This window comes from Pseudomonas sp. Q12-87 (assembly GCF_001269755.1).
GTDB classification, from domain to species: Bacteria; Pseudomonadota; Gammaproteobacteria; order Pseudomonadales; family Pseudomonadaceae; genus Aquipseudomonas; species Aquipseudomonas fluorescens_S.
On sequence record NZ_LHVI01000023.1, the window covers coordinates 177,865 to 199,365 of the forward strand.

A 21,501-nucleotide genomic window follows, 5' to 3' on the forward strand; every position below is an offset into this window, starting at 1 on the left:
ATGTTCTGGGCAAGAATTGAAAGTGGGACGGTGACCGAAATCACCGACATTGATCCTGCAGATCGCTTTCATCCTGATCTGATTTGGCAATCCTGCCCTTCGGAAGTCGGGCTAGGATGGATTGTTGAAGACGGTACGTTCACCCCGCCGCAAGCAGGCCCAACGCCTGAGCAGTTTGATTCTGAGCGGGTATGGCGCAACTTCGAGCTGCAAGGGACTGAATGGCTGGTCACTCGCCATCGTGATGAACAGGATTTAGGGCGTCCGCCGACCCTGACATCAGAGCAATTTTCCGAACTGCTCACCTATCGCCAGGCGCTTCGAGATTGGCCCCAAACGGGAGATTTTCCGAGCGTTGAGTTTCGACCAGTCGCGCCGTCATGGATCGCTGAGCAGAACCAATAAGGCCATGTCCCTTTTCCTGTAGCACCCTCCCCTACAACCCGCCGCGCTCGCCCAACCGGCGCGCGCGCGGCAGCCTGTGCACTGTCATCCCAATCACTGCGCAGGCAAACCCATGGCCGATTATCTTCACGGCGTGCGGGTCATCGAACTCAACGACGGCACCCGCCCCATTCGCACCATCCCCACCGCTGTTATCGGCATGGTCTGCACGGCCGACGACGCTGATGCCACCGCTTTCCCATTCGACACACCGGTACTGCTGACCAACGTCCAAACCGCCATCGGCAAAGCTGGCACCACGGGCACCCTGGCGAAGAGTCTTCAGGCCATCGCCGACCAGACCAAGCCCTACACCATCGTCGTGCGGGTGAAGGAAGGTGCCACCGAGGCAGAAACCACCAGCGCCCTGATCGGCACCACCACGGCCGAGGGCAAATACACCGGCATGAAAGCCCTGCTCGCCGCCAAGGCTCGCGTTGGCATGGTACCGCGCATTCTCGGTGTGCCAGGCCTCGACAGCCTGCCGGTTGCCACCGCCCTAGTCACCATCGCGCAGCAGTTGCGCGGCTTCGCTTACGTCAGCGCCTGGGGCTGTAAAACCAAGGAAGAGGTGGTCGCCTACCGTGACAACTTCGGTGCTCGCGAAGCCATGGTCATCTGGCCGGAATTCCAGAACTGGAGCACCGTTACCAACGCGACCGTCACCGCCTCGGCCGTGGCCCGGGCTTTGGGCCTGCGCGCCAAGATCGATCAGGACGTGGGCTGGCACAAAACGCTGTCCAACGTCGCGGTCAACGGCGTCACCGGCATCAGCGCCGACGTGTTCTGGGATCTGCAAAACCCCGCCACGGACGCCAACTACCTCAACAGCAACGAGGTCACCACACTCATCAATGAAGGCGGCTTTCGCTTCTGGGGCAGCCGCACCACCAGCGAAGACCCGCTGTTCGCCTTCGAAAACTACACCCGTACCGCGCAGATCCTGGCCGACACCATGGCCGAGGCGCACATGTGGGCTGTGGACAAGCCACTGCATGCCTCCCTGGTGCGCGACATCATCGAAGGGGTCAACGCGAAGTTCCGCGAAATGATCGCGGCGGGCTACCTGATCGGCGGCAAGTGCTGGTATCCGGAAGATGCCAACGATAAGGACACGCTCAAGGCCGGCAAGCTGTTCTTGGACTACGACTACACGCCGGTGCCACCGCTGGAAGACCTCACGCTGCGGCAACGCATCACCGACCGCTACCTGATCGACTTCGCCAGCAAGATCAACAGCTAACCAGGGCCTCCCCGCAAGGGGAGCTGTCCCCGCGTCAGCGCAACGGAGAACACCACCATGGCTATGCCCAGCAAGCTCAAGAACCTCAACCTTTTCAACGATGCCAACAGCTACCTCGGCGTAGTCAAATCCGTCACCTTGCCGCCGCTCGGTCGCAAGATGGAAGCCTATCGTGGCGGCGGCATGAACGGCCCGGTCAAGGCCGACATGGGCTTCTCGGACGACGGGATCCAGTTCGAATGGAAAACCGGCGGCCTGGATCTTATCGCCCTCAAACAGTTCGGCGCCGTCAATGCCTCGGGTATCGCCTTGCGCTTTACCGGCGCGTTCCAACAGGACGACACCGAGGAGGTCAGTGCCGTGGAGGTCGTCATGCGCGGCCGCCACGAGACCATCGAAATGGGTGACGCGCAGCCGGGCGAAGACACCGAACACAGCATCACCACCACCTGCACCTACTACAAACTGATCGTCGATAACGAAGAAATCATCGAAATCGACCTGCTCAATTTCATCGAAATCGTCAATGGCGTGGACATGCTGGCAGAGCAGCGCAAAGCCCTCGGCATCTGACCACTCTCGCCCTGCCCCAGGGCGGTTAACAATGCAATCTGGAGCCCCGTATGAAACCTGAAGAAACCCTCGAAAGCCTGCCGCCGGTTGACGACAACACCGTCACCCTGGACACCCCGATCAACCGTGGCAAGACCGTCATCGACAGCATCACCCTGCGCAAACCGCAATCCGGCGAGCTGCGCGGTGTGCAACTGGTGGACCTGCTGAATATGGACGTCGCTACCCTCATCAAGATCCTGCCGCGCATCAGTGCACCAGGTATCACCGCGCCGGAAGTCGCCAGCATGGACCCGGCCGACCTGCTCGCCTGTGGCAGCAAGATCTCCGGTTTTTTGTTGCAGAAGTCGGTGAAGACGGACGCGTCCCTCGTTGCGTAGAAGACGCCATGGCCGACTTGGCCGTGGTTTTCCATTGGGCACCAGCTGACATGGACCAGCTGGGCCTGCAAGAACTGATGGAGTGGCGCGAGCGCGCCCGGGTGCGGAGTTCCACCGATGGCGAATGACTTAAAACTTCAGGTGTTGCTCAACGCCATCGACAAGGCGAGCGGCCCCCTGAAGGCCATCAACAACGGCAGCATCGGTGCCGCCCGCGCCCTCAAGGAAGCCCGCGACCGCCTCAAGGAACTCAACACCCAGCAGAAGGACGTCAGCGCCTGGCGCACCCAGCGCGCTGCCGCCGAGCAAACCGAACAAGCCCTTGTCGCTGCCCGCGATAAAGTACGGGCGCTGTCCCAGCAGTTCGCTGCCACCGGTGCGCCGACCAAGGCAATGACCAAGGACTTTCGGGCAGCCGTTCGCGAAGCGCAGAAGCTCAAGGAACAACATCAACAACAGGGCGAACAGCTCCAGGTGCTGCGCAGCAAACTGCAAGGCGCCGGCATCAGCACCAAGAACCTCAGCAGTCACGAACGCCAGCTGCGCGAGCAAATCAGCGCCACCAACGCCAGCATCAGCGAACAGGGCAAACGCCTGGTTGCGTTGAATGCTCAGCAAAAGCGTCTTGCCATCGAGCGCGCCAAGCTGGAGAAAACCCAGAACCTCACCGGCAACATGGCTATGAACGGCGCCGCCGGCCTGGGTGTGGGATATGCCGCGAGTCGGCCGGTGGCTAAAGCCATCGGTGCCTTTGCGCCGAACGAAGACTCGGCCACGCAACTCAAGGTTTCGATGATGGACGACACCGGCAAGGTGTCTGAAGACTTCCAGAAAATCACCGACCTGGCGACCAAGCTGGGCGACCGCCTACCTGGTACCACGGCCGACTTTCAAGAAATGATGACCATGCTGCGGCGCCAAGGCCTCAGCGCCAAGAGCATTCTCGGCGGCACCGGCGAAGCGGCCGCGTACCTGGGCGTTCAGTTGCAGATGCCCGTAACAGCCGCGGCTGAATTTGCCGCGAAGATGCAAGACGCCACCCGAACGTCCGAAAAGGACATGATGGGGCTGATGGACATCATCCAGCGTGGGTTCTACTCCGGCGTAGACCCGACCAACATGCTCCAGGGTTTCAGCAAGATCGCACCGGTCATGGACACCATCAAGAAGTCGGGCATCGACGCTGCTGCCGAGCTGGCCCCGTTGCTGATCATGATGGACCAGGCCGGCATGGAAGGCGGCGCGGCCGGTAACGCCTACCGGAAGATCTTCCAGGCCGGCCTGGACAAGGACGGGGTCAAGGACGTCAACAAGATCATGGAGCTGGAAGGCAAAAACATCCGCTTCAAGTTCACCGACGACAAAGGCAACTTCGCAGGGCTGGATAACCTGTTCGCCCAGGTTGAAAAACTGAAGTCCCTGAACGACGAGGACCGCACGTCTACGATCAAACTGCTGTTCGGGGACGACTCCGAAACCATGACCACCTTGAACACCATGATGAACAAGGGGATCGCGGGTTATCGGGAAGTACAACAGAAGCTGCAAAACCAAGCCGACCTGCGCAAGCGGGTCAACGAACAACTCGCCACTCTCACCAACGTCATGGAGGCCGCAGAGGGCAGCTTCACCAACGCCCTGGCCGAGTTTGGCGCCGCTGTTGCGCCCGAACTGAAACAGATCATCAGCACGCTAGGGGAGGTTGCCAACAGCATCGGTGCCTGGGCTCGGGAGAACCCACGATTGGCCGGCGGCCTAGTCAAGGTCGTTGCTGCTGTGGCCGGCCTGGCCTTCGTGTTTGGTGGGCTGGCATTGACGATGGCGAGCCTTCTCGGCCCATTCGCGATGGTGCGATACGGCATGGGCATGTTTGGCATTCGCCTGGGCATTGTTAAGGCCCAGTTGATTGGCACGCGCACCGCAGCCGCAGGCGCCGGTGCCAACATCGGCAGACTTGGGAAAGTCTGGCGTTCCCTGGTAGCAATTCGCTCGGCTGGTGGTTTGCTCAGTGCGTTACCCGCTTTCGTTAGCAGCGCCCGCCTGGCTGCCGCCAGCGTGCTGCCGATGCTCGGCGGCGCGATCAGTGCGGTCGGTACCGCCATCATGGCGACGCCTATCGGCTGGCTGCTGGCGGCCATCGCTGCCCTGGTTGCTGCTGGCGTGCTGGTCTACAAATATTGGAACCCGATCAAGGGCTTCTTCCTCGGCTTCTGGCAAGGCCTGGTCGGGGCCTTGCAACCGGTACTCGATAGTTTCGCCGGGCTCGGCCAATCGCTGCTGAACCTGGGCCAGGCCGTCATTACGCTGCCAGGTGTCGGCGCGGCCATGGAACTTCTAGGCAGCATCGCACGCCCGCTGTTTAGTCTGATATCAGATGGCGTCAGCAGCTTGATCACCTGGTTCGGCCAGCTACTTGCACCCGTCGAGGACGTCGGCGGCGCCGCTCAGTCAATGGGCGAACGTTTCGGCGCTGTCATCGGCAATATGCTCAGCCTTTTGTTAGGCCTGCCTGCACAGTTCGCTGAACTGGGTACGCAGATGATTCAAGGCCTGGCAAATGGCATCACCAACAGCCTGACCGTAGCCAAGGAGGCCATCACAGGGGCAGGCGATGCGGTGATTGGTTGGTTCAAGGAAAAACTCGACATCCACAGCCCCTCCCGTGTGTTCGCAGAGCTGGGCGGCTTCACCATGGCTGGCCTGGCCCAGGGGCTTGAGGGCAGTCAAAACGGGCCGCTGAGCGCCATGACCAGCCTGAGCAAACAACTCACGGCAGCCGGCACACTGGCCCTCGGCGCAACCGCCATGCCGCTGGCCGCCATGTCGTTGCCGCAATTTCCGGTAGGGGCTGCCGCTGCCTCTTCGTTGTCGATCGATGATCGTGCGCCCATCAGCCCTGCCCCGGCGCCGGTTCATGACAGCCACGATACCTACGAAATCAACATCCACACCACGCCAGGCATGGACGCCCAGGCGATCAGCCGCGCCGTGCGGGCCGAGCTGGCGCGCATCGCCAGCGCGAAGGCCGCCCGCCAGCGCAGCAAATTGTCAGATCTGGAGTAATCCCCATGATGCTTGCCTTGGGCATGTTCGTGTTCAGCCTGTCCACCGCCGCTTACCAGGAGCTGCAACGCCAAACCGAATGGCGCCATGCGAGCAACAGCCGCGTCGGCGCCGCTCCGGCTCGGCAGTTTGTCGGGCGCGGTGACGACACCATCACCCTGCCCGGCGTCATCCTGCCGGAGCTGGCCGGCAGCGCCCTTAGCCTCGACGCCCTGCGCCTGATGGCGAACACCGGCAAGGCCTGGCCGATGGTCGAAGGCAGCGGCCGGATCTACGGCCTGTGGATTATCGATGGTCTGAGCGAAACCAAAACGCTGTTCTTCCGTGACGGTACGCCTCGGCGCATTGAGTTCACGGTCAACCTCAAGCGCATCGATGACGACCGGATCGATCTACTCGGCGCCGGTACTAGCGCAGGCGTCAACATCTTGAGGGCACTGCTGTGATTGATGCAGCCCTGTCCAAGGTTACCGGCTACGTAGAAGACTTGGTCAAACGCTACCGCCGCGATGCGGCCTACCCGGTGCCGGCGTTTCGTATTACGGTCGATGGCAACGACATCGCCCAGCTGATCAGTCCACGGCTGATGAGCTTGGAGCTGACCGACAATCGCGGGATCGAGGCCGACCAGCTCAGCATTACCCTCAGCGACCACGACGGGCTGCTGGCGATCCCGCCCAAAGGCGCGACCATCCGACTGTGGCTGGGTTGGAACGATACAGGCCTAGTGGACAAAGGCACCTACACGGTCGATGAAACCGAACACAGCGGCGCGCCGGATGTATTGAGCATCCGCGCCCGCTCGGCGGACCTTCGCAAAGGCCTGAAGACCAAGCGCGAGCGCAGCTGGAGCAACACCACCCTCGGCGATGTTCTGGGCGATATCGCCCTGGGTAACGGCCTCACCGCCACCATTGCTGGTGCTCTGGACGGGTTACCCATCCTTCAACTGGACCAGGCCAACGAATCCGACGCCAACCTGATTAGCCGCGTCGGGGAGGAGTTCGACGCGGTGGTCACCGTCAAGGCCGGCTGCCTGCTATGCCTGCCGGCGGGCGGCGGCAAGACGGCCACCGGCACCGAGCTGCCGCATATCACCCTCACCCGCGCCGATGGCGACCAGCACCGCTACCTGCAAGCTGACCGCGACAGCTACGACGGTGTGCGCGCCTATTTCTACGACGTGAACAGCGCGAAGAAACAGGAGGCCATCGCCGGTGGTGGTGAAAACCTCAAGGACCTGCGCCACACGTTCAGCGACCGCCAGTCCGCCCTGCGCGCAGCACGGGCGGAATTCAATCGCCTGCAACGTGGCAGCGCGACGCTCAGCTACACCCTTGCCCGGGGTCGACCTGACCTCATTCCCGAACTGACCTACACGCTCCAGGGCGTGAAGCCGGAAATTGACGAGATCATCTGGTATGGCGGAAACGTGCAGCACACCCTCAGCCCGGACAATGGATACACCGTCAGCCTGGAGCTGGAGAGCAAGCTGCCCGAGGATACGGTTGATGGATTGGCGGAGGAAAACAAAGGGGATTACACAGGGATCATCGCGTACTACCGCGACAAGAAATCAGGGAAGGAAAAGACGGTAACCGCGGGGGATCAGAGCAAGCCGAAGCGGTTGCGGTGGTTGTATGCTAGCGAGCGAACCGCCAAACGAGCAGTTGATCGAGAATGGCTGAAAATGAAAAGCAGTATTTAGTAATTGCAGCGACTACCAAAGTTCTTATCAAACCTGGATAGTCGCCTTTAAACTCGATCCAGAATCATTTAAATGGTAATAATTTTTTCCGAATGAGCACTAGAAAGATAGGATAGTTTATTTTCTTTTTCAGACGCTTGTATAGCGGTTGCACGCCCCGCCTTGACTTTAAGCATAGTTATAAAAGGAGCAGCTATCGTGCCAATAGGTGCTGCAAACATATTTGTATAGAAATCAAACACAGCACCCGCAGCCATTGCATTTGCAATCTTACCGCCATCCAAATTGAAATCAACCGAAAAATCAAACTTTGATGTAGCCTTCCATTTTTCCGACGAAACAGCTTCTAAATTTTCAATAGCTTTTTTCAGATCTGCGACAGCTTTTTTAGCCGAAAGATCTTGATCCGGCGACTTCAGAACATCTAGATACAAGTTATCGAGAGTATCGTGCAGAACATTCAGCTCATCAGCACGCCGCTCTTTGAATTCAAGCAAGTCGGCAACCAGCACATTGCCCTCGGGTACTGGCAACGCATTCATCAATTCAAAGCGTAGAGATCTTTTACTATCCACTTCTACGCCTGGGAGAATTAATTGATCACCAACCTGATGCAACACCCAATCCATTTCTCGCTCAGACTCAATAAGTTCTTTGGTGACTTCAACTTGAATTTTTGCGAAAAGCTCTGGCATGTCTGCATTGTTAAAGCCATTGGAAAGTATTGCGCGGGGACGCTCAACAAGACCGCAGCCCATCAATGCTTCTTCATCATGTATTCGGGAATGGAAAAAACTATTTGTAGGAATTACAACTCTATCCCAGTATAACGCATAGAAATTTATTTCCTCCTGACTTAAAGAACGCTGAAGTTTGAAACCGCCTGGAATCGGGCTTATTATGTTTGGACTAGCAACGATACCTCTTTTCATTACAACTCCTAGCCGACAAGAAAAACCGAGCGCTAATGGATTGGCAAATCCCGGCCCAAGGCCGGGATTCTTCACTTCATTGACAGCAGTACATTTAGAAATCGAATTATGTCTTTCTGGCTCACTTCATCAAGTAATCTGAAAAGCTGCACGACTGTCCTTTCCCGCTCATTCAGTTCACCCAATTCGACTACTTCCGATTGGTTGGTTTCTATCTCTTTCATCACTGACATGTGTCACTCCATTCAACACGTCGGGCACCCGGTACCAACATCGGCACCAACCAAAGCACCCGGGGAGTGCGTCATTCTCAGCATGTTTCGGTGTGTCACCAGCCCATCGGAAAAAATTTTATTGCAAATTACGCCCCGCCGCAGAGCGCCTGAGCACGTTGCACGATATCGCTGTAGTCCATCTTGATGGATGGCATCGTAGGATTGGGTTTGGTGATGTCCTGGCCGTCCGACCAACCGCGATCTTTTGCCTGACTCCGTGCACTCCCGCTCAATGCGTAGACGGTCCCATCTGACGTCCGGGCCAACGCCTTAGGCGACGGTCCAAAGCACAACAGGTCAACGCTATCGACCGTAAACGGCCAAGCGTCTCCATAGTCTTTGCTCGAAACCTTCTGGGTCTTTTCCTTGGCACCGCACACACCCGAAGCGAGCATTGCCAGCACTGCTACCGATAACGTCATCCTTTTCATGTCCCAACTCCTTATTTTTTCAATGTAAAAGCCCTGAGAAGGCGCATCACCGCGCCCTTATCCTCATCGTCCAGGCTACGCACGTGCATCACGATTTCTAAGTCATCGTCGGACAGCTGATTTTCACCCACAGATGAGCGCTGGCCGGTCACCACGTAAAGGACATCTACCCCTTGTTCAGCAACTGCTGCCAGGTAACTGGCATCCGGGCTGCGCTCGCCCTTCTCATAGTTGTACTGACTGTTTTTCGAGGCGCCAGCCTTCGCCGCGAACTCGGTCTGATTGAAGCCCAAGCGCTCGCGCTCTTCTTTTAGGCGATCACCAATTCCCACAAACGTCTCCACGACGAGTTGACATTCCCACATTCATGGGAAATACTTCGCCTGTCATCACACGAAATCACACGAAACGAGACTATGCCGAACGCATACCCCACGGAGCAAGCTTGCCGAAAGGCACGTGAGCGACTCGCGCATCAAGGCCTCTCTGCAAAAGACTGGGCCGATCAGCACAACTTGACCCCGTCCACGGTGTACGCCGTGTTGAACGGACAGAAGAAATGTCTGCGGGGCGAGTCCCACCGCGCTGCGGTGTTGCTCGGTATCAAAGACGGCGTCGTCACAAATTAGGCCCGTTGGCTCAGGTAGGAAACCAGAAGATGAAACGCTCAGTTCTAGCCAACCGCAAAGACGTAGTCAGCGCCGTCATTGCCGCTTACCCCGGGGGTCGGCACTACGCCGCGGCTGACCTTGGGATGCCGATCAAGAAGTTTGATAACCAGGCCTATGAGAACGCTGGCAGCCGGCCGCTGAGCGACGAACATATCTATCGCCTCGAGCAAGTTACGGGTACGTCATATCTGGCGGATTACATCACCGGCATGTATGGCGGCATGTTTGTGCCCGTCGCGGTGCCTGGAACGCTGGATAACGTCGAGCTGTACAACCGTTCCGTAAGAGCTGCCGCCAAGCGTGGGTTGGTTGACCAGATCATTGCCCGGGCCCTGGACGACGGTGTCATTGAGCAGGGTGAGGCTGAAGTCATCGTTTCCGCCCTGATGAAGTACATGTCAGCCCGCTACGCCGAAGTGCTAGCGACCATTCAACTGCACGGCCGGGGGTTCGCTGGGTGAGCACCTACAAACTTGTCTGCCCTCACTGCCTTGGCCGCATGCGTATCCGCACCAGCGAAGGCACACACATTTTCCTGCGGGTGGCCTACCTGCAATGCACCAACGAGGCCTGCGGCTGGTCGGTGCGGGCTGAGTTCGAAATGACTCATGAAATGAGCCCCAGCGGTATGGCTAACCCCTCCGTCAAGTTGCCCATCGCCGACATTGCCCTGCGCCGTGCCGCGATGAAGTCCGCCAACGATCAACCCGACCTGCTCGACCAAATGGAAATGGAGTGTGCGCAATGAACCATGAAGAGCTTGACCACGACTACCGCAGCAGCATGCAACGGGTGGCGTTCGCTTACCTGCAACGGCACGAAGCGCAGCATCTGGTGGACTCTGACCTGCTGTACGAAAACTGCGTTCGGCACATGACCACCGCATTGGAAGTCCCGGTGTTCATGGCGCAGAAGCTGGTGCACAACGCCTGGACCGAATTACAGGTCATCAACCAGCGCAAGTGGATCGGCGTGGATTGGGGCAACAGCCCAGGCAGCACTGTCGTCCACCTGATCGATACCCGGGCCGACCTTCGGTACCCGGTTCCGGCAAGGCTGCTGCCGCAGACCCTGCTCGCCCAGCGCGATGAAGCGCTGAAGCAACACCCTCAGTAAACCCCGTTTAAACAACCCGCCCTGCCCCGCCTCCCGTGGGTTTGGGTGAGCTTTGCCCGAAATCCGAGGTGGACCATGCAAATCGACGTCGCCATCACCGCAAAACTGCCCCGCGAAGAGGCCGAAGCGCTGCTCCAAGCGCTACGAAGCCAGTACGCCCAGCAGTTCAACGAGCATTGGTACGACGACCGCTTTCGCAGGATCCCCGAGGGTTTGCGGCATGGCTCGTTGCTCGCGGCCTTCCCGGTGATGTCCGCGCAAAAACGCCTGATTGGCGCCCTTAAATACAGTCTCGGCGAAGTGAAGTAAGACCCGATGAATAAGCGTCTCGACATTTCCCATGGCTCAAAAACTTATGTACGTAAGCCCATGGAACACAAGCTGCGCGCTGATGTGCTTCAGCGCCTTGAGTCCGATTACGGCCTGCAACACATGGTTGGCACGAATTACATGCGCAAGGGCACTTGCCCTCAGTGCAACCAGAAGCGCTTGTTTTCTCGCCATGATGAACCCTGGTTTATTCGCTGCGGCCGTGAGGACAAGTGCCGATACCAGGCTCCAGTCAAGGAGCTTTACCCCGACCTTTTTGACGACTGGAGCAAGCGAGCGCCAGCCACCAACGATGAGCCGACAGCAACCGCAAAGGCATATCTCACCTTTGCTCGCGGCTTTCGGCTGGAGCTGATTGAGGGCTGGTACACCCAGGAAAGTTACTTTGACCGCGACCTGAATATTGGCTCGGCCACGGTGAGATTCCCCCTGGAGCATGGCGGGTACTGGGAGCGCTTGATCGACCAGCCCTCACGCTTCGGCAAAAAGAAGGCTCGCTTCCAACCCAAGCAAAGCTACAAGGGCTACTGGTGGTGTCCACCTTGTATCGATGTACTCCAGGTTGATGAACTGTGGATTGTCGAGGGCATTTTCGATGCCATCGCGCTCATTCATAACGGCATTTCCGCTGTTGCAGCGTTGTCCTCCAACGCTTTTCCTGAGGAATCGTTGAAGGCCTTGATAGCGGACTGTGAGGGGAAGCCGCCGAAGTTGGTCTGGGCCCTGGATAACGAGCCTGGCGCGCAGAAGTACACTAAATCGTGGGTCAGGCAGGCTCGCGAGCTGGGCTTCGTCTGCGAGGCCGCGCAGATCCCGCAACCAGATGCTCGCAAGGTCGATTGGAACGATCTGCATCAGCGCTGGGCGTTTCTGGACGGTGACGAGGCACGTGCCCAGCGGATCGACAAAGACCTCAAAGAAGCCAAGCACCAGGGCGCTCTGCTGATCGCCGAGAGCGCCACCGATAAAGCATTGCTCATGTACCAGTGGCGGGAACGGGAGGAGTTTCACTTCTGTTTCGACTCCCGCTTGTACTGGTGGAAGTTGGATATTTCCAAGTTCAACAGCGCCAAACAGGCGCTCGATGACAGCGACAAAAAAGAAGACCAACTACTCAACGAAAAGGCCATTCGCGAAAAGGCACTGCGCATGTCTGGCTGCGTGGTCGAGATCGCGAATTGCTACCCCAAGGCACTGTATTTCCAGCGCAACGAGATAACCGACGAGTCCTGGTATTTCTTCCGCGTCGATTTCCCACACGACGGCGGCTCCGTGAAAAACACCTTCACCGGCGGCCAGGTCGCTGCTGCCAGTGAGTTCAAGAAAAGGCTTCTTGGCATGGGCGCCGGGGCGGTATTCACCGGCAGTGGACAGCAGCTGGACAAGATCATGAAAGACCAACTGTTTGGCATTAAAACCGTCCAGACCATCGACTACGTCGGCTACAGCCGGGAATACGGCTGCTACGTGTTCAACGATGTGGCCGTTCGCGAAGGGCAACTGATCACAATCAACGAAGAAGAGTTTTTCGAGATGGGCAAGCTGAAACTCAAGAGTTTGCAGAAGGGAGTGAAGATTCAACTTACCAAGGATGCGAAAAACTACGACCCGCGCTGGCTAGATCTACTGTGGCAATGCTTCGGTACCCAGGGCATCGTCGCCCTGACGTTCTGGTTCGGCTCACTGTTTGCTGAGCAAATCCGTCATCGTTACCAGTCGTTCCCCTTCCTTGAGGCCACCGGTGAAGCCGGTGCCGGCAAGACGACCTTGCTGACATTGTTATGGAAACTACTCGGCCGTGATGGGTATGAGGGCTTCGACCCGTCAAAATCCACCAAGGCCGGCCGCAGCCGCTTGATGGGTCAGGTGTCTGGCATGCCTATTGTGTTGCTGGAATCCGACCGAAGCGGCGAAGACAAGGCACACACCAAAACTTTCGAATGGGATGAGCTGAAGGATTATTACGGCGGCGGCACCCTAGCGACCAAAGGGGTTAAAACCGCCGGCAACGAGACGTATGAGCCCCCCTTTCGGGGAACGATCGCCATCAGCCAGAACGCGCCGGTGGTGGCCTCCGAAGCGATCATGACCCGGATCGTCAAACTGCACTTCGTGCGGCCGAACGTGACCCCAGAGAGCCGCGCAGCTGCGGACTTACTCAACGCCTTGGAAGGCGCGACGCTGAGCAACTTCGTGTTGCAGGCCGTGCGCAAAGAAGCCGAGGTCATGGATCTGTTTGCACAGCGCCTGCCCGGCTACGAAGCGAAACTGCGCTGCCTGCACTCGCACTGCTTCGCTTGCGACACTCCTTTCAAAGACGAGCAAAGCGACTGCGTACATTGCGGCAACAAGCTGCGCGGCTACATCCGTGTCGAGCGGATCAACAAGAACCACGCCCAACTGCTCGCATTGCTCGACTGCCTGCGGATGATGGTTTCGCTCACCGATGCGCAGATCAGCAACACCCGCACCCAGATTATTCGCATGGCGATAGAGCGCCAGGCCTCCATCAGTTCCGATCATCCGGTCGTGGCCGAATTTTGGGAGGTGTACGAGTACCTGGAAGGCCTCGACGCCGATGGGCCCGTGGTCAACCACAGCAAGAAAGACAACATCATCGCCATCAACCTCAACGACTTCGTGAAGTGCGCCGCAGAGCATCGCCAGAAAATTGCCGATGTCAGCGAGCTGCGCGAGCGGCTGAAGGACTCCCGCTCTCGAAAGCTGATCGACATCAACAAAGCGACGGATAGCGCGGTGCGGGCTCACCAGGCCAAGCACAGCAACGCGGTCATCACCAAGCAGCCAATCGTGAAGTGCTGGCACTTCCAGGCCTGACCAATCGACAGCAACACACACCAGGCGCGGCAACGCCTGCCACTCAAGGAAAAGCACCATGCACAACAAAACGCTCAAAGATTCCTTTGACGAGTTGTTCCAGTACCAGGCCGAACGTCCGGCCATCCGCAAAGCCGGCTTCGAGGCGCTGGTTCGCTTGCTGCCGGTCGCGCAGCGCGACACAGGTCAAAGCGGGGTAATCGGGCGTTTTCTGCTCGGGTTGTACAACGGCCCGGCACATCCGTTTGACCTGACCGAGCTGCGCCGTCTCGACGCAGGCCTGTTCGACGACTGCATTGCAGTCCTGCGGCTGGATAACAGCCCCGAGCAAGAGGTTCACACCTTTTTCCCAGACGGCGATGAGATCTGGCAGGACCTGCGTAGGGTCTGGGCATGAAGTGGGCACCGAAACGCAACCGAGACGGGCAAGTGCAACAGAACTGTTGGATTACCGATAGCGGCTACACCGTGGCCGAGTGCCGATTGCCTGAAGCGCGGTACCCGATCACTCGCCCAGGCGGCGAACTGCCTTTCGCGTATGCGAAGGACCGGGACGAAGTCATAGCGATCATCAAGCAAGACCAGGCCTGAATGGCCTGAAAAGACGGTGCCGAGGAGCGGCAACCCCCCGACACCTACCACCAAAGGAGAAGCACCATGCAAGTGAATCAAACCCAAGGTAGCGCCGCAGAGGCTACCACAACCCCGTTGGCTATCGGAGACACGGTCAGCTACGTGGCAATCAGTGGCGGCGGTCGTAGCTATCGCTTCAGTGCTCGCAAAGCTGTGATTGAAGAGATCAACGGCGACGTAGCCACATTGCGTAGCGCCAATGGACGCACCACCACCCAGCCGCTGAGCAAGTTGACACCGGACGGCCAGCCCAACGCCCTGACGCGCATGCTCATGGGAGGGCAGTAATTATGTCTGTCAGCCCAGCGAGGACTCGGCCAGCCATGGCAAGTCAACGCCTCGACCTGCCCAGCCGCTGCGATATCTGTGGCAAAGCGCGCTCCACCCGCAAGCACCAGACCTGTAGTCAGGTTCGCCAGAAGCGCAAAACGCTGGAGTGGGCCGTTTTCATGGCAGAGCGGGAAGCAATAAGACAAAACCAAACGCGTCGCTACGCACGCTGACAATCAAAAAAAGCGGAACGCGGGGAGCGGCAACTCCCCCACCGCTTACCAGGAGAAGCACCATGCAAGCACAAATGCCCCGTGGAGGCGATGCGAAGGTCCAGGCCAAGCTACGCAAGCTGATGGCCCTCGCAGAGCGTGGCGAAGGCGGCGAGAAGGTTAATGCGCACCGCATGCTGGATAATTTGTTAGCGCGTCACGGCTTAACCCTCGACGACTTAAACGAGGAGTGCCGCGAAATCCGCTGGTTTCCGATTGTGACTGTGTACGACCGAAAGCTCGCGGCGCAGATCATGTCCAAGGTCTGCGACACATGCACCCCCAGCCTGTATACCAGCAAGAACCGACCAAAGAAGGTCGGTGTGGAAGTTACACCGGCTGAGGCAATTGAGTTCGAGCTTCACTTCGACACGTTGAGGAATGCTCTAGCTGCGCACTTCGACGAGGCCTTCTCCGCATTCGTACAGGCCAATCGATTATTTCCCGCGACCCCATCAGGCAGTAGGGACATGGCGCTGAGCGAAAGCGATATGCGGGTTGTCGCCATGGCTTCAGCGATAAAACCAACATCTGTCCGCCCCCGCCTGGAACGGAAGGGGAAGGTATGACGGTCCTCCTGCTTTTGTACTTATGCAGCGACGCAACTCGTACTGACTGCCAGGTTCTGCCTGCGCAAAGCTGGCATGGGCCGGATGCCTATGAGCAATGCATTGGCGCGTTGCCAGGGCTCACCCAGGCACTGAGCGCAACGAATCGGAACAAGCACAGATTCATTTGCGAGATTCAGGCGGACGATACGCAACCTGCAGGACGTGCCGCTCGGCCGGCGCTCATTCATCATTCATTTCGGATGTGAGGGACATCATGAACACAGCCTTTATCCTGATGGCCCAATACGACGGCCAGGCGATTATCTCGCTGGAGCAGGTTTGCCGGGACTACTTCACGCACCTGACGCCTGACATGTTTCAACGCAAGGTGATGAGCGGGCTGATCAAGATCCCGATCACTCGCCTGGAACGTAGCCAGAAGTCGGCTAAGGGGATCCATATCACCGACCTGGCCGCGTATCTCGATCTACAGCGCGCAGCCGCGGTTAAGGAGAACAACCAGCTCAACGGGTTAAAACACGCCGTTTGAGCCACTTCATTGATGCGGCGCCCAGTTGGACGGGCGCCCTCAATATCTCCTCGTACCATTTCCACTTCACATAGCGGTCACCCTTGCCACGTAGGTGGGTGTAGCGCCTCAGCGAATTCCAATCACGGTGCCCCGAAATACTCGCCACTCGGGGGATATCCCAGTCCATCTCGAACAGCCGGCTTACACCTTCGTGCCGAAGATCATGGAAGTGCAGATCCTTGATTTCCAGGAATTTGCAAGCCTTAGCCCATGACGTGGAGATTGATTCAGGGCTGTACGGGAAAATATCCTCGCCGGCACGGGGCATGGTCTGGAGGATCTTCCAGGCCTCATCTGGGATGTAGCACCAAACGTCGTTGCCAATCTTCTGGCCTGGGTTCTTCATGTCGCGTACCAACACCCGCTGGCCGGGCTCGTCGAGGTCATCCCAGCGAATCCGGGTTATTTCGTCGAGACGGCGAGTCGAGAACAGGGCGAAGCCGACCACTTTCATCATGTTGATGATGCTTCGACGGCGGGCCTGCATGTCCTGGTAATGCTTCATGAGCTTGCCCAGCTCGTCCAGCGTAGGGCGCCGGTCACGCTCGCGGCTTTTCAAGTTGTAGCCGAGCTTGCGTAGTACGCGCCGTGCGCCACCCATCGCCATAGGATCGAGCTGATAACCCCACGCGTCTTTGCCAATGGACAGCACCGCACCGAGGTGCGCCAGGTCGTTGCCAGCGGTCTGCGCCTGGACGCCTCCCCCCTCGGGGCTCATTCGCCACAGCGCATAATCGACCAGGCACTGGGTGTTGATATCGGTATCAGCCAACTTGCCCATGTACGTTTCGCCGATGGCCGTAAGGGTTGCACGTTTGGTCTTTCCCAGCGGCCGGGCTTTCTCGACCTCGACCAGGTACTGATTGATCATGTCTTTGAGCGTGACGCCTTTTCGGCTCGCCCGCTCAATCGCACCTGGTTCATCCAGTTCGGATTCACGCTTGCGCGCCCAGGCCTGAGCCGCCTGTTTTCGGGCGAAGGTCTGGCTCTCTTGATAGACTTGCACTCCGTCGCGCTTGATGCGGATCTGAGCCGTGTAGCTAACAGACCCATCCGCCAGTTTTCTTGCCCTGATAGTCGCCATGTCAAAAGTGGTACGCGTCAGTTTTGAAGTGGTACATCGTACCACCGAGCCCTCAAAAACGCCTGAAAACACCCGAAATCACGCCCAGAACACGTTGAAGAAAATGCTAGATAAACAGAGCTTTAGCCCAGTAAATACAAGGCCTACGCTGTCTCGGCGCTTTAGTGTTGCACCCATGATGGATTGGACTGACCCCCATTGCCGCTACTTCCTACGCATCCTCTCCAAACATGCCCTGCTCTACACCGAAATGGTCACCACCGGCGCGCTACTCAACGGCGACCATGAGCGTTTCCTGCGTCACCACGAGGCCGAACACCCGCTGGCCCTCCAACTCGGCGGCAGCGTCCCGGCAGACCTGGCCGCCTGTTCGCGGATGGCCCAGGAGCACGGCTACGACGAGGTGAACCTCAACGTCGGCTGCCCCAGCGACCGGGTGCAGAACAATATGATCGGCGCTTGCCTGATGGGGCATCCGGATCTGGTGGCCGATTGTGTGAAGGCGATGCGCGATGCGGTGTCGATTCCGGTGACGGTCAAGCACCGCATCGGGATTAATGGGCGAGACAGTTACGAGCAGTTGTGTGAGTTTGTCGGAACGGTGCGTGAAGCGGGTTGCACCAGTTTCACCGTGCACGCTCGGATTGCGATTCTGGAGGGGTTGTCGCCGAAGGAGAATCGTGACATTCCGCCGCTGCGTTATGACGTGGTGGCGCGGTTGAAGGCGGATTTTCCAGAGCTGGAGATCGTACTCAATGGCGGGATCAAGACGCTCGAAGCGTGCCATGAGCATCTGCAGACGTTCGACGGCGTGATGTTGGGGCGCGAGGCGTATCACAATCCGTATCTGCTGGCCGAGGTGGACCAGCAATTGTTTGGCAGCACCGCACCGGTGATCAGTCGGGCCGAGGCGCTGGCGCAATTGCGGCCTTATATCGCCAATCATCTGGCCGCGGGTGGCGCAATGCATCACATTACCCGCCATGTGCTCGGGCTCGGTACCGGTTTCCCGGGAGCGCGACGGTTTCGGCAGTTGTTGTCGGTGGATATTCACAAGACCCAGGATCCGTTGGCGTTGCTGGATCAGGCAGGGCAGTTGCTGGAAGGGCGTTAACCGTCACTTGCTTTGAACCTGCGGCCTGTTTTGGCATCGTATCTACCGATACCGCCCTGGCCTTTCAAACAGCCGTTTTCAGGTTGTTGCCGCCGGGGCCTTCGATACCTCTACACGCCCTTGAGTGGCTGCCGGCCCTCGGGTAATGTCAACAGACCCATAGGACAGAGCATACTCATGACTTCCAAGCTGGAACAACTCAAGCAATTCACGACCGTCGTGGCCGATACCGGCGACTTCGAGGCCATCGCCCGCATCAAGCCCGTCGACGCTACCACCAACCCTTCCCTGCTGCTCAAGGCTTCGGCCATCCACGGCTATGCCGAGCAGCTGAATGCCTGCGTGGCGGATTGCAAAGGTGATGTGGGCCTGGCCAGCGACCGTTTCGCCGTGGCGGTTGGGCAAGAGATCCTGAAGGTGATTCCAGGCCGTATTTCCACTGAGGTGGATGCGCGCCTGTCGTTCGACACCGATGCCATGCTCAAGCGTGCCCATCGCCTGATCGACCTCTATGAAAAGGCAGGCATTGGCCGTGAGCGCGTGCTGATCAAGATCGCCTCCACCTGGGAAGGCATTCGCGCCGCTGAGCAACTGGAGCGCGAAGGCATCCAGTGCAACCTGACCCTGTTGTTCTCCTTCGCCCAGGCTGCGGCCTGTGCCGATGCTGGGGTGTTCCTGATTTCGCCGTTCGTGGGCCGTATCTACGACTGGTACAAGAAAGCCAATGGCAACGATTACACCGGCGCCGATGATCCGGGCGTACAGTCGGTGACGCGCATCTACAATTATTACAAGGCCAATGACTACAAGACCGTAGTCATGGGCGCGAGCTTCCGTAACCTCAACCAGATCGAGCAATTGGCCGGTTGCGACCGCCTGACCGTCAGCCCGGAGCTGCTGGAGAAACTGGCGACAGACGAAGGCAAGCTGGAGCGCAAGCTGGCGCCGGGGCAAGCCGGGGAAACACGCCTGAACCTCAACGAATCCCAGTTCCGCTGGTTGTCCAACGAGGATGCCATGGCGACTGAGAAACTGGCTGAAGGTATTCGTCAGTTTGCCCGGGACCAGGAAAAGCTGGAAGCGTTGCTGCAAGCCAAGCTGTAAGGCGATACAAGCAGCATGAAAAAGGGCGAACCTTGGTAGGTTCGCCCTTTTTCATGGGGGGTTGATAATAGAACGCAGCGACTGAAAGGCTCGCTCCTGGCTCAGCCGCCGGGACGCTCCAAGGCATTCACCAGATCATGAAATGCCTCACGATTGGAGTCGTTCAGCCCCATGAGGATCTTGTGGGCTTCGAGCACCTTGATCCGCACTTCCTCTTCGGACTGATCCTGGTCTGGCAAGTCGTCCAGACATTCGGGGCACGGCACAGGATCGCCAACGATGTTGAACACCTGGTCGAAGCCCATCGATTGCAGAAGACGGGTGATGTCGTTGTGGGTGGTGACGACGGTGGGCAGCAGGCCAACCTTTTGCCGCGAGAGAATCGACAGCTTGGCCAGCAGGCCCAGGGTGGTGCTATCGATGCTGCGGGTTTCGGTCAGGTCGATCACGATAGCGCTGAAGTTCAGCGCGGTGAAGATCCGCTCAATAGTCGCATCCAGCGCCGAACACAGGGTCAGGCGCACTTCACCGACAAACTTCAGGACGAAGGTGCCGTCCTGCTCGGCGAACTGGATTCTACCGGTACTCATCAAAGATTCCTGCTCAACACTAACAGGGCGATATCATCCGGCATCTCCCCTAGCGTGGCTAATCCAAACACTTGGCGCAAGCCTTCCAGGCTGCCACCCGCTGCACTCACCCGCTGAGGCAAGGCCGCTTCCTTCTCTTTGAGTGTAGGTTCCGTCAAAAGGTCCAAAATGCCATCAGACATCAGCGTCAGGCTGAAGGTCGGCGGCAATTCCAGCACGTGGTCTTGGTAGGTGGCTTCGTTGAACAGCCCCACCGGCAGACCGCGTCCTTCGAGGTAACGCACACTGTCTGGCGTGTACAACACAGGCAACGGCAAATGACCGCCGATGCTATAGGTCAACAAGCCCGTCTCCTCGTCGATGACTCCACCGACCATTGTGACGTGTTTGCCCAGCTTACAACTGATCAGGCCTCGGTTGATATGCCCAAGGACTTCTGATGGCTTGAACTCTGGCAATGTGCCGTTGCGCTTGGACTCGAATAGCAACCGCGTGGTCATGAACTTCAGCAGCACCGTGACGAATGCCGAGGAAGCACCATGGCCTGAAACGTCAGCCAGGTAGAATGCCACTCGCCGTTCGTCGACCCGAAAATAGTCAACGAAATCCCCCGACAGATACAACGACGGGATGATCTGGTGGGCAAAGCGGAAATCGTCGACGGTCCAGGGGCTCACCGGCAGCATGTTCATCTGCACCTGGCGCCCGGCGTTCTGGTCTTCCTGCAGCAGGTTCAGGCTAGCTTCCAGCTCGCGGTTGGCGGTCTCGAGTTTTTCGCGATAGCGCTGGTTTTCCACCAACAGGCGTGAACGGTCCAGCGCACGGCGTACCGAGTGCTCGAGCACTGCAAGGTCTTCGAGGGGCTTGATCAGGTAATCCGCCGCGCCCAGGCGCAACGCCTCGACCGCATCGTTCATCACGCCCGCGCCCGAAACCACGATCACCGGGGTTTGCGAGGAAATCTCGGTAACCTGGCGAATGAGTTCGAGTCCGCCCATCTGCGGCATGCGCAGGTCGCAGATGACCAGGTCGGGCTTGTCTTGCTCGAATACCTGAAGACCCTGTTGGCCATTGCTGGCCTGCAGGACGCTGAAACCACTGTCTTCCAAGTAGGCCGCGAGGCTGGCTCGCACCACTTCGTCATCATCGATTATCAGCAGCGTGGCACTGGTTTTTGGCATGTGGGCAAACGGCGCCAGAATTAGGTTGGCGTAGCGGGCTGGGCTGTCTGGCCTGGCACGCACTACTGGATTCGCTTTCTAGCCTCTCTGTCGTAACGGTTTCGAG

28 protein-coding genes are annotated in these 21,501 nt (G+C 58.4%); 21 read left to right on the top strand and 7 right to left on the bottom strand.

Features of this window, described 5'->3' with window-relative positions:
- From AD663_RS28485 to AD663_RS17525, 8 genes are all read left to right on the top strand, one after another.
- On the top strand, positions 1–405 hold the full coding sequence (locus AD663_RS28485) for a phage tail assembly chaperone (protein ID WP_083455166.1): 405 nt from the start codon (positions 1–3) through the stop codon (positions 403–405).
- A gap of 112 nt (positions 406–517) precedes the next feature.
- Positions 518–1,687 carry a phage tail sheath protein gene (locus tag AD663_RS17500; protein WP_053214247.1) on the top strand — a complete coding sequence of 390 codons (1,170 nt, stop codon included), beginning with the start codon at positions 518–520 and terminating at the stop codon, positions 1,685–1,687.
- Between the two features lie 57 nt (positions 1,688–1,744).
- Positions 1,745–2,260 (top strand): phage major tail tube protein, encoded by a 516-nt coding sequence (locus AD663_RS17505; protein ID WP_027912648.1) that lies wholly within the window; start codon positions 1,745–1,747, stop codon positions 2,258–2,260.
- 50 nt (positions 2,261–2,310) lie between these two features.
- On the top strand, positions 2,311–2,640 hold the full coding sequence (locus AD663_RS17510; protein WP_003199737.1) for a phage tail assembly protein: 330 nt from the start codon (positions 2,311–2,313) through the stop codon (positions 2,638–2,640).
- Between the two features lie 8 nt (positions 2,641–2,648).
- Entirely contained in the window at positions 2,649–2,768 is a 120-nt protein-coding gene (locus tag AD663_RS28490) for a GpE family phage tail protein (RefSeq protein ID WP_003183333.1), read from the top strand.
- Positions 2,758–5,703 (top strand): phage tail tape measure protein, encoded by a 2,946-nt coding sequence (locus AD663_RS17515; protein ID WP_053214248.1) that lies wholly within the window; start codon positions 2,758–2,760, stop codon positions 5,701–5,703. Before AD663_RS28490 ends, AD663_RS17515 begins: the two co-directional genes overlap by 11 nt.
- Positions 5,704–5,708: 5 nt before the next feature.
- Positions 5,709–6,149, top strand: a complete 441-nt coding sequence (locus AD663_RS17520) for a phage tail protein (RefSeq protein ID WP_027912651.1) — start codon at positions 5,709–5,711, stop codon at positions 6,147–6,149.
- Entirely contained in the window at positions 6,146–7,411 is a 1,266-nt protein-coding gene (locus AD663_RS17525; RefSeq protein WP_053214249.1) for a phage late control D family protein, read from the top strand. The genes AD663_RS17520 and AD663_RS17525 overlap by 4 nt, the downstream gene beginning before the upstream one ends.
- A 68-nt stretch (positions 7,412–7,479) precedes the next feature.
- On the opposite strand, the gene AD663_RS17530 is transcribed toward AD663_RS17525, so the two are convergent.
- The 4 genes from AD663_RS17530 to AD663_RS17540 all read right to left on the bottom strand — a co-directional run bounded on the left by AD663_RS17530 (position 7,480) and on the right by AD663_RS17540 (position 9,381).
- Positions 7,480–8,343, bottom strand: a complete 864-nt coding sequence (locus tag AD663_RS17530; RefSeq protein ID WP_157062724.1) for a DUF6236 family protein — start codon at positions 8,341–8,343, stop codon at positions 7,480–7,482.
- 71 nt (positions 8,344–8,414) lie between these two features.
- Positions 8,415–8,576 carry a hypothetical protein gene (locus AD663_RS28940; RefSeq protein WP_157062725.1) on the bottom strand — a complete coding sequence of 54 codons (162 nt, stop codon included), beginning with the start codon at positions 8,574–8,576 and terminating at the stop codon, positions 8,415–8,417.
- A 128-nt stretch (positions 8,577–8,704) separates the two neighbouring features.
- Positions 8,705–9,049, bottom strand: coding sequence for a DUF2511 domain-containing protein (locus AD663_RS17535; protein ID WP_039011012.1), 345 nt, complete (start codon positions 9,047–9,049; stop codon positions 8,705–8,707).
- A gap of 11 nt (positions 9,050–9,060) precedes the next feature.
- Positions 9,061–9,381 (bottom strand): helix-turn-helix domain-containing protein, encoded by a 321-nt coding sequence (locus AD663_RS17540; RefSeq protein WP_053214302.1) that lies wholly within the window; start codon positions 9,379–9,381, stop codon positions 9,061–9,063.
- 84 nt (positions 9,382–9,465) lie between these two features.
- Between AD663_RS17540 and AD663_RS17545 the strand changes: the two genes are divergently transcribed.
- The 11 genes from AD663_RS17545 (at position 9,466) to AD663_RS17595 (ending at position 16,280) form a co-directional block, all read left to right on the top strand.
- The gene (locus AD663_RS17545) at positions 9,466–9,678 is read left to right on the top strand and encodes a DNA-binding protein (RefSeq protein ID WP_027912655.1); all 213 of its coding nucleotides are present in this window, start codon (positions 9,466–9,468) and stop codon (positions 9,676–9,678) included.
- A 29-nt stretch (positions 9,679–9,707) separates the two neighbouring features.
- Positions 9,708–10,181, top strand: a complete 474-nt coding sequence (locus AD663_RS17550; protein WP_053214251.1) for a YmfL family putative regulatory protein — start codon at positions 9,708–9,710, stop codon at positions 10,179–10,181.
- Positions 10,178–10,468 carry an ogr/Delta-like zinc finger family protein gene (locus AD663_RS17555; protein ID WP_003183346.1) on the top strand — a complete coding sequence of 97 codons (291 nt, stop codon included), beginning with the start codon at positions 10,178–10,180 and terminating at the stop codon, positions 10,466–10,468. Before AD663_RS17550 ends, AD663_RS17555 begins: the two co-directional genes overlap by 4 nt.
- Complete coding sequence (locus tag AD663_RS17560; protein WP_053214252.1) at positions 10,465–10,836, top strand: hypothetical protein; 372 nt, start codon at positions 10,465–10,467, stop codon at positions 10,834–10,836. The genes AD663_RS17555 and AD663_RS17560 overlap by 4 nt, the downstream gene beginning before the upstream one ends.
- A gap of 75 nt (positions 10,837–10,911) precedes the next feature.
- A complete protein-coding gene (locus AD663_RS17565) occupies positions 10,912–11,145 on the top strand; it encodes a hypothetical protein (RefSeq protein ID WP_053214253.1) in 234 nt (77 codons plus the stop codon).
- A gap of 60 nt (positions 11,146–11,205) precedes the next feature.
- The gene (locus AD663_RS17570) at positions 11,206–14,004 is read left to right on the top strand and encodes a toprim domain-containing protein (RefSeq protein WP_053214254.1); all 2,799 of its coding nucleotides are present in this window, start codon (positions 11,206–11,208) and stop codon (positions 14,002–14,004) included.
- A gap of 58 nt (positions 14,005–14,062) precedes the next feature.
- A complete protein-coding gene (locus AD663_RS17575; RefSeq protein WP_053214255.1) occupies positions 14,063–14,401 on the top strand; it encodes a hypothetical protein in 339 nt (112 codons plus the stop codon).
- On the top strand, positions 14,398–14,595 hold the full coding sequence (locus AD663_RS17580; RefSeq protein WP_053214256.1) for a hypothetical protein: 198 nt from the start codon (positions 14,398–14,400) through the stop codon (positions 14,593–14,595). Before AD663_RS17575 ends, AD663_RS17580 begins: the two co-directional genes overlap by 4 nt.
- Positions 14,596–14,661: 66 nt before the next feature.
- Complete coding sequence (locus AD663_RS17585; protein WP_053214257.1) at positions 14,662–14,925, top strand: hypothetical protein; 264 nt, start codon at positions 14,662–14,664, stop codon at positions 14,923–14,925.
- Between the two features lie 277 nt (positions 14,926–15,202).
- Positions 15,203–15,748 carry a DUF2786 domain-containing protein gene (locus AD663_RS17590; RefSeq protein WP_053214258.1) on the top strand — a complete coding sequence of 182 codons (546 nt, stop codon included), beginning with the start codon at positions 15,203–15,205 and terminating at the stop codon, positions 15,746–15,748.
- Positions 15,749–16,004: 256 nt separating this feature from the next.
- Positions 16,005–16,280, top strand: a complete 276-nt coding sequence (locus AD663_RS17595; protein ID WP_053214259.1) for a pyocin activator PrtN family protein — start codon at positions 16,005–16,007, stop codon at positions 16,278–16,280.
- Here the strand turns inward: AD663_RS17595 and AD663_RS17600 are convergent.
- The gene (locus AD663_RS17600; protein ID WP_053214260.1) at positions 16,255–17,406 is read right to left on the bottom strand and encodes a site-specific integrase; all 1,152 of its coding nucleotides are present in this window, start codon (positions 17,404–17,406) and stop codon (positions 16,255–16,257) included. The genes AD663_RS17595 and AD663_RS17600 overlap by 26 nt on opposite strands.
- A gap of 103 nt (positions 17,407–17,509) precedes the next feature.
- Between AD663_RS17600 and dusA the strand changes: the two genes are divergently transcribed.
- Positions 17,510–18,520, top strand: coding sequence for a tRNA dihydrouridine(20/20a) synthase DusA (gene dusA, locus AD663_RS17605; RefSeq protein WP_083455172.1), 1,011 nt, complete (start codon positions 17,510–17,512; stop codon positions 18,518–18,520).
- A 177-nt stretch (positions 18,521–18,697) separates the two neighbouring features.
- Positions 18,698–19,624 carry a transaldolase gene (gene tal / locus AD663_RS17610; RefSeq protein ID WP_003183365.1) on the top strand — a complete coding sequence of 309 codons (927 nt, stop codon included), beginning with the start codon at positions 18,698–18,700 and terminating at the stop codon, positions 19,622–19,624.
- A gap of 101 nt (positions 19,625–19,725) precedes the next feature.
- Here tal and rssC read toward each other — a convergent pair whose 3' ends face one another.
- Positions 19,726–20,214 carry an anti-sigma factor antagonist RssC gene (gene rssC / locus AD663_RS17615; RefSeq protein WP_003183367.1) on the bottom strand — a complete coding sequence of 163 codons (489 nt, stop codon included), beginning with the start codon at positions 20,212–20,214 and terminating at the stop codon, positions 19,726–19,728.
- The gene (rssB, locus tag AD663_RS17620) at positions 20,214–21,395 is read right to left on the bottom strand and encodes a two-component system response regulator RssB (RefSeq protein ID WP_003183368.1); all 1,182 of its coding nucleotides are present in this window, start codon (positions 21,393–21,395) and stop codon (positions 20,214–20,216) included. Before rssB ends, rssC begins: the two co-directional genes overlap by 1 nt.
- Positions 21,396–21,501 lie beyond the last annotated feature (106 nt).

Bases quoted from the DNA above. Each gene is read 5' to 3' on its own strand.
- AD663_RS28485 (WP_083455166.1), top strand. From the start codon at position 1: ATGTTCTGGGCAAGAATTGAAAGTGGGACGGTGACCGAAATCACCGAC.
- AD663_RS17500 (WP_053214247.1), top strand. From the start codon at position 518: ATGGCCGATTATCTTCACGGCGTGCGGGTCATCGAACTCAACGACGGC.
- AD663_RS17505 (WP_027912648.1), top strand. From the start codon at position 1,745: ATGGCTATGCCCAGCAAGCTCAAGAACCTCAACCTTTTCAACGATGCC.
- AD663_RS17510 (WP_003199737.1), top strand. From the start codon at position 2,311: ATGAAACCTGAAGAAACCCTCGAAAGCCTGCCGCCGGTTGACGACAAC.
- AD663_RS28490 (WP_003183333.1), top strand. From the start codon at position 2,649: ATGGCCGACTTGGCCGTGGTTTTCCATTGGGCACCAGCTGACATGGAC.
- AD663_RS17515 (WP_053214248.1), top strand. From the start codon at position 2,758: ATGGCGAATGACTTAAAACTTCAGGTGTTGCTCAACGCCATCGACAAG.
- AD663_RS17520 (WP_027912651.1), top strand. From the start codon at position 5,709: ATGATGCTTGCCTTGGGCATGTTCGTGTTCAGCCTGTCCACCGCCGCT.
- AD663_RS17530 (WP_157062724.1), bottom strand. From the start codon at position 8,343: ATGAAAAGAGGTATCGTTGCTAGTCCAAACATAATAAGCCCGATTCCA.
- AD663_RS28940 (WP_157062725.1), bottom strand. From the start codon at position 8,576: ATGTCAGTGATGAAAGAGATAGAAACCAACCAATCGGAAGTAGTCGAA.
- AD663_RS17535 (WP_039011012.1), bottom strand. From the start codon at position 9,049: ATGAAAAGGATGACGTTATCGGTAGCAGTGCTGGCAATGCTCGCTTCG.
- AD663_RS17545 (WP_027912655.1), top strand. From the start codon at position 9,466: ATGCCGAACGCATACCCCACGGAGCAAGCTTGCCGAAAGGCACGTGAG.
- AD663_RS17550 (WP_053214251.1), top strand. From the start codon at position 9,708: ATGAAACGCTCAGTTCTAGCCAACCGCAAAGACGTAGTCAGCGCCGTC.
- AD663_RS17560 (WP_053214252.1), top strand. From the start codon at position 10,465: ATGAACCATGAAGAGCTTGACCACGACTACCGCAGCAGCATGCAACGG.
- AD663_RS17565 (WP_053214253.1), top strand. From the start codon at position 10,912: ATGCAAATCGACGTCGCCATCACCGCAAAACTGCCCCGCGAAGAGGCC.
- AD663_RS17570 (WP_053214254.1), top strand. From the start codon at position 11,206: ATGGAACACAAGCTGCGCGCTGATGTGCTTCAGCGCCTTGAGTCCGAT.
- AD663_RS17575 (WP_053214255.1), top strand. From the start codon at position 14,063: ATGCACAACAAAACGCTCAAAGATTCCTTTGACGAGTTGTTCCAGTAC.
- AD663_RS17580 (WP_053214256.1), top strand. From the start codon at position 14,398: ATGAAGTGGGCACCGAAACGCAACCGAGACGGGCAAGTGCAACAGAAC.
- AD663_RS17585 (WP_053214257.1), top strand. From the start codon at position 14,662: ATGCAAGTGAATCAAACCCAAGGTAGCGCCGCAGAGGCTACCACAACC.
- AD663_RS17590 (WP_053214258.1), top strand. From the start codon at position 15,203: ATGCAAGCACAAATGCCCCGTGGAGGCGATGCGAAGGTCCAGGCCAAG.
- AD663_RS17595 (WP_053214259.1), top strand. From the start codon at position 16,005: ATGAACACAGCCTTTATCCTGATGGCCCAATACGACGGCCAGGCGATT.
- AD663_RS17600 (WP_053214260.1), bottom strand. From the start codon at position 17,406: ATGGCGACTATCAGGGCAAGAAAACTGGCGGATGGGTCTGTTAGCTAC.
- dusA (WP_083455172.1), top strand. From the start codon at position 17,510: ATGCTAGATAAACAGAGCTTTAGCCCAGTAAATACAAGGCCTACGCTG.
- tal (WP_003183365.1), top strand. From the start codon at position 18,698: ATGACTTCCAAGCTGGAACAACTCAAGCAATTCACGACCGTCGTGGCC.
- rssC (WP_003183367.1), bottom strand. From the start codon at position 20,214: ATGAGTACCGGTAGAATCCAGTTCGCCGAGCAGGACGGCACCTTCGTC.
- rssB (WP_003183368.1), bottom strand. From the start codon at position 21,395: ATGCCAAAAACCAGTGCCACGCTGCTGATAATCGATGATGACGAAGTG.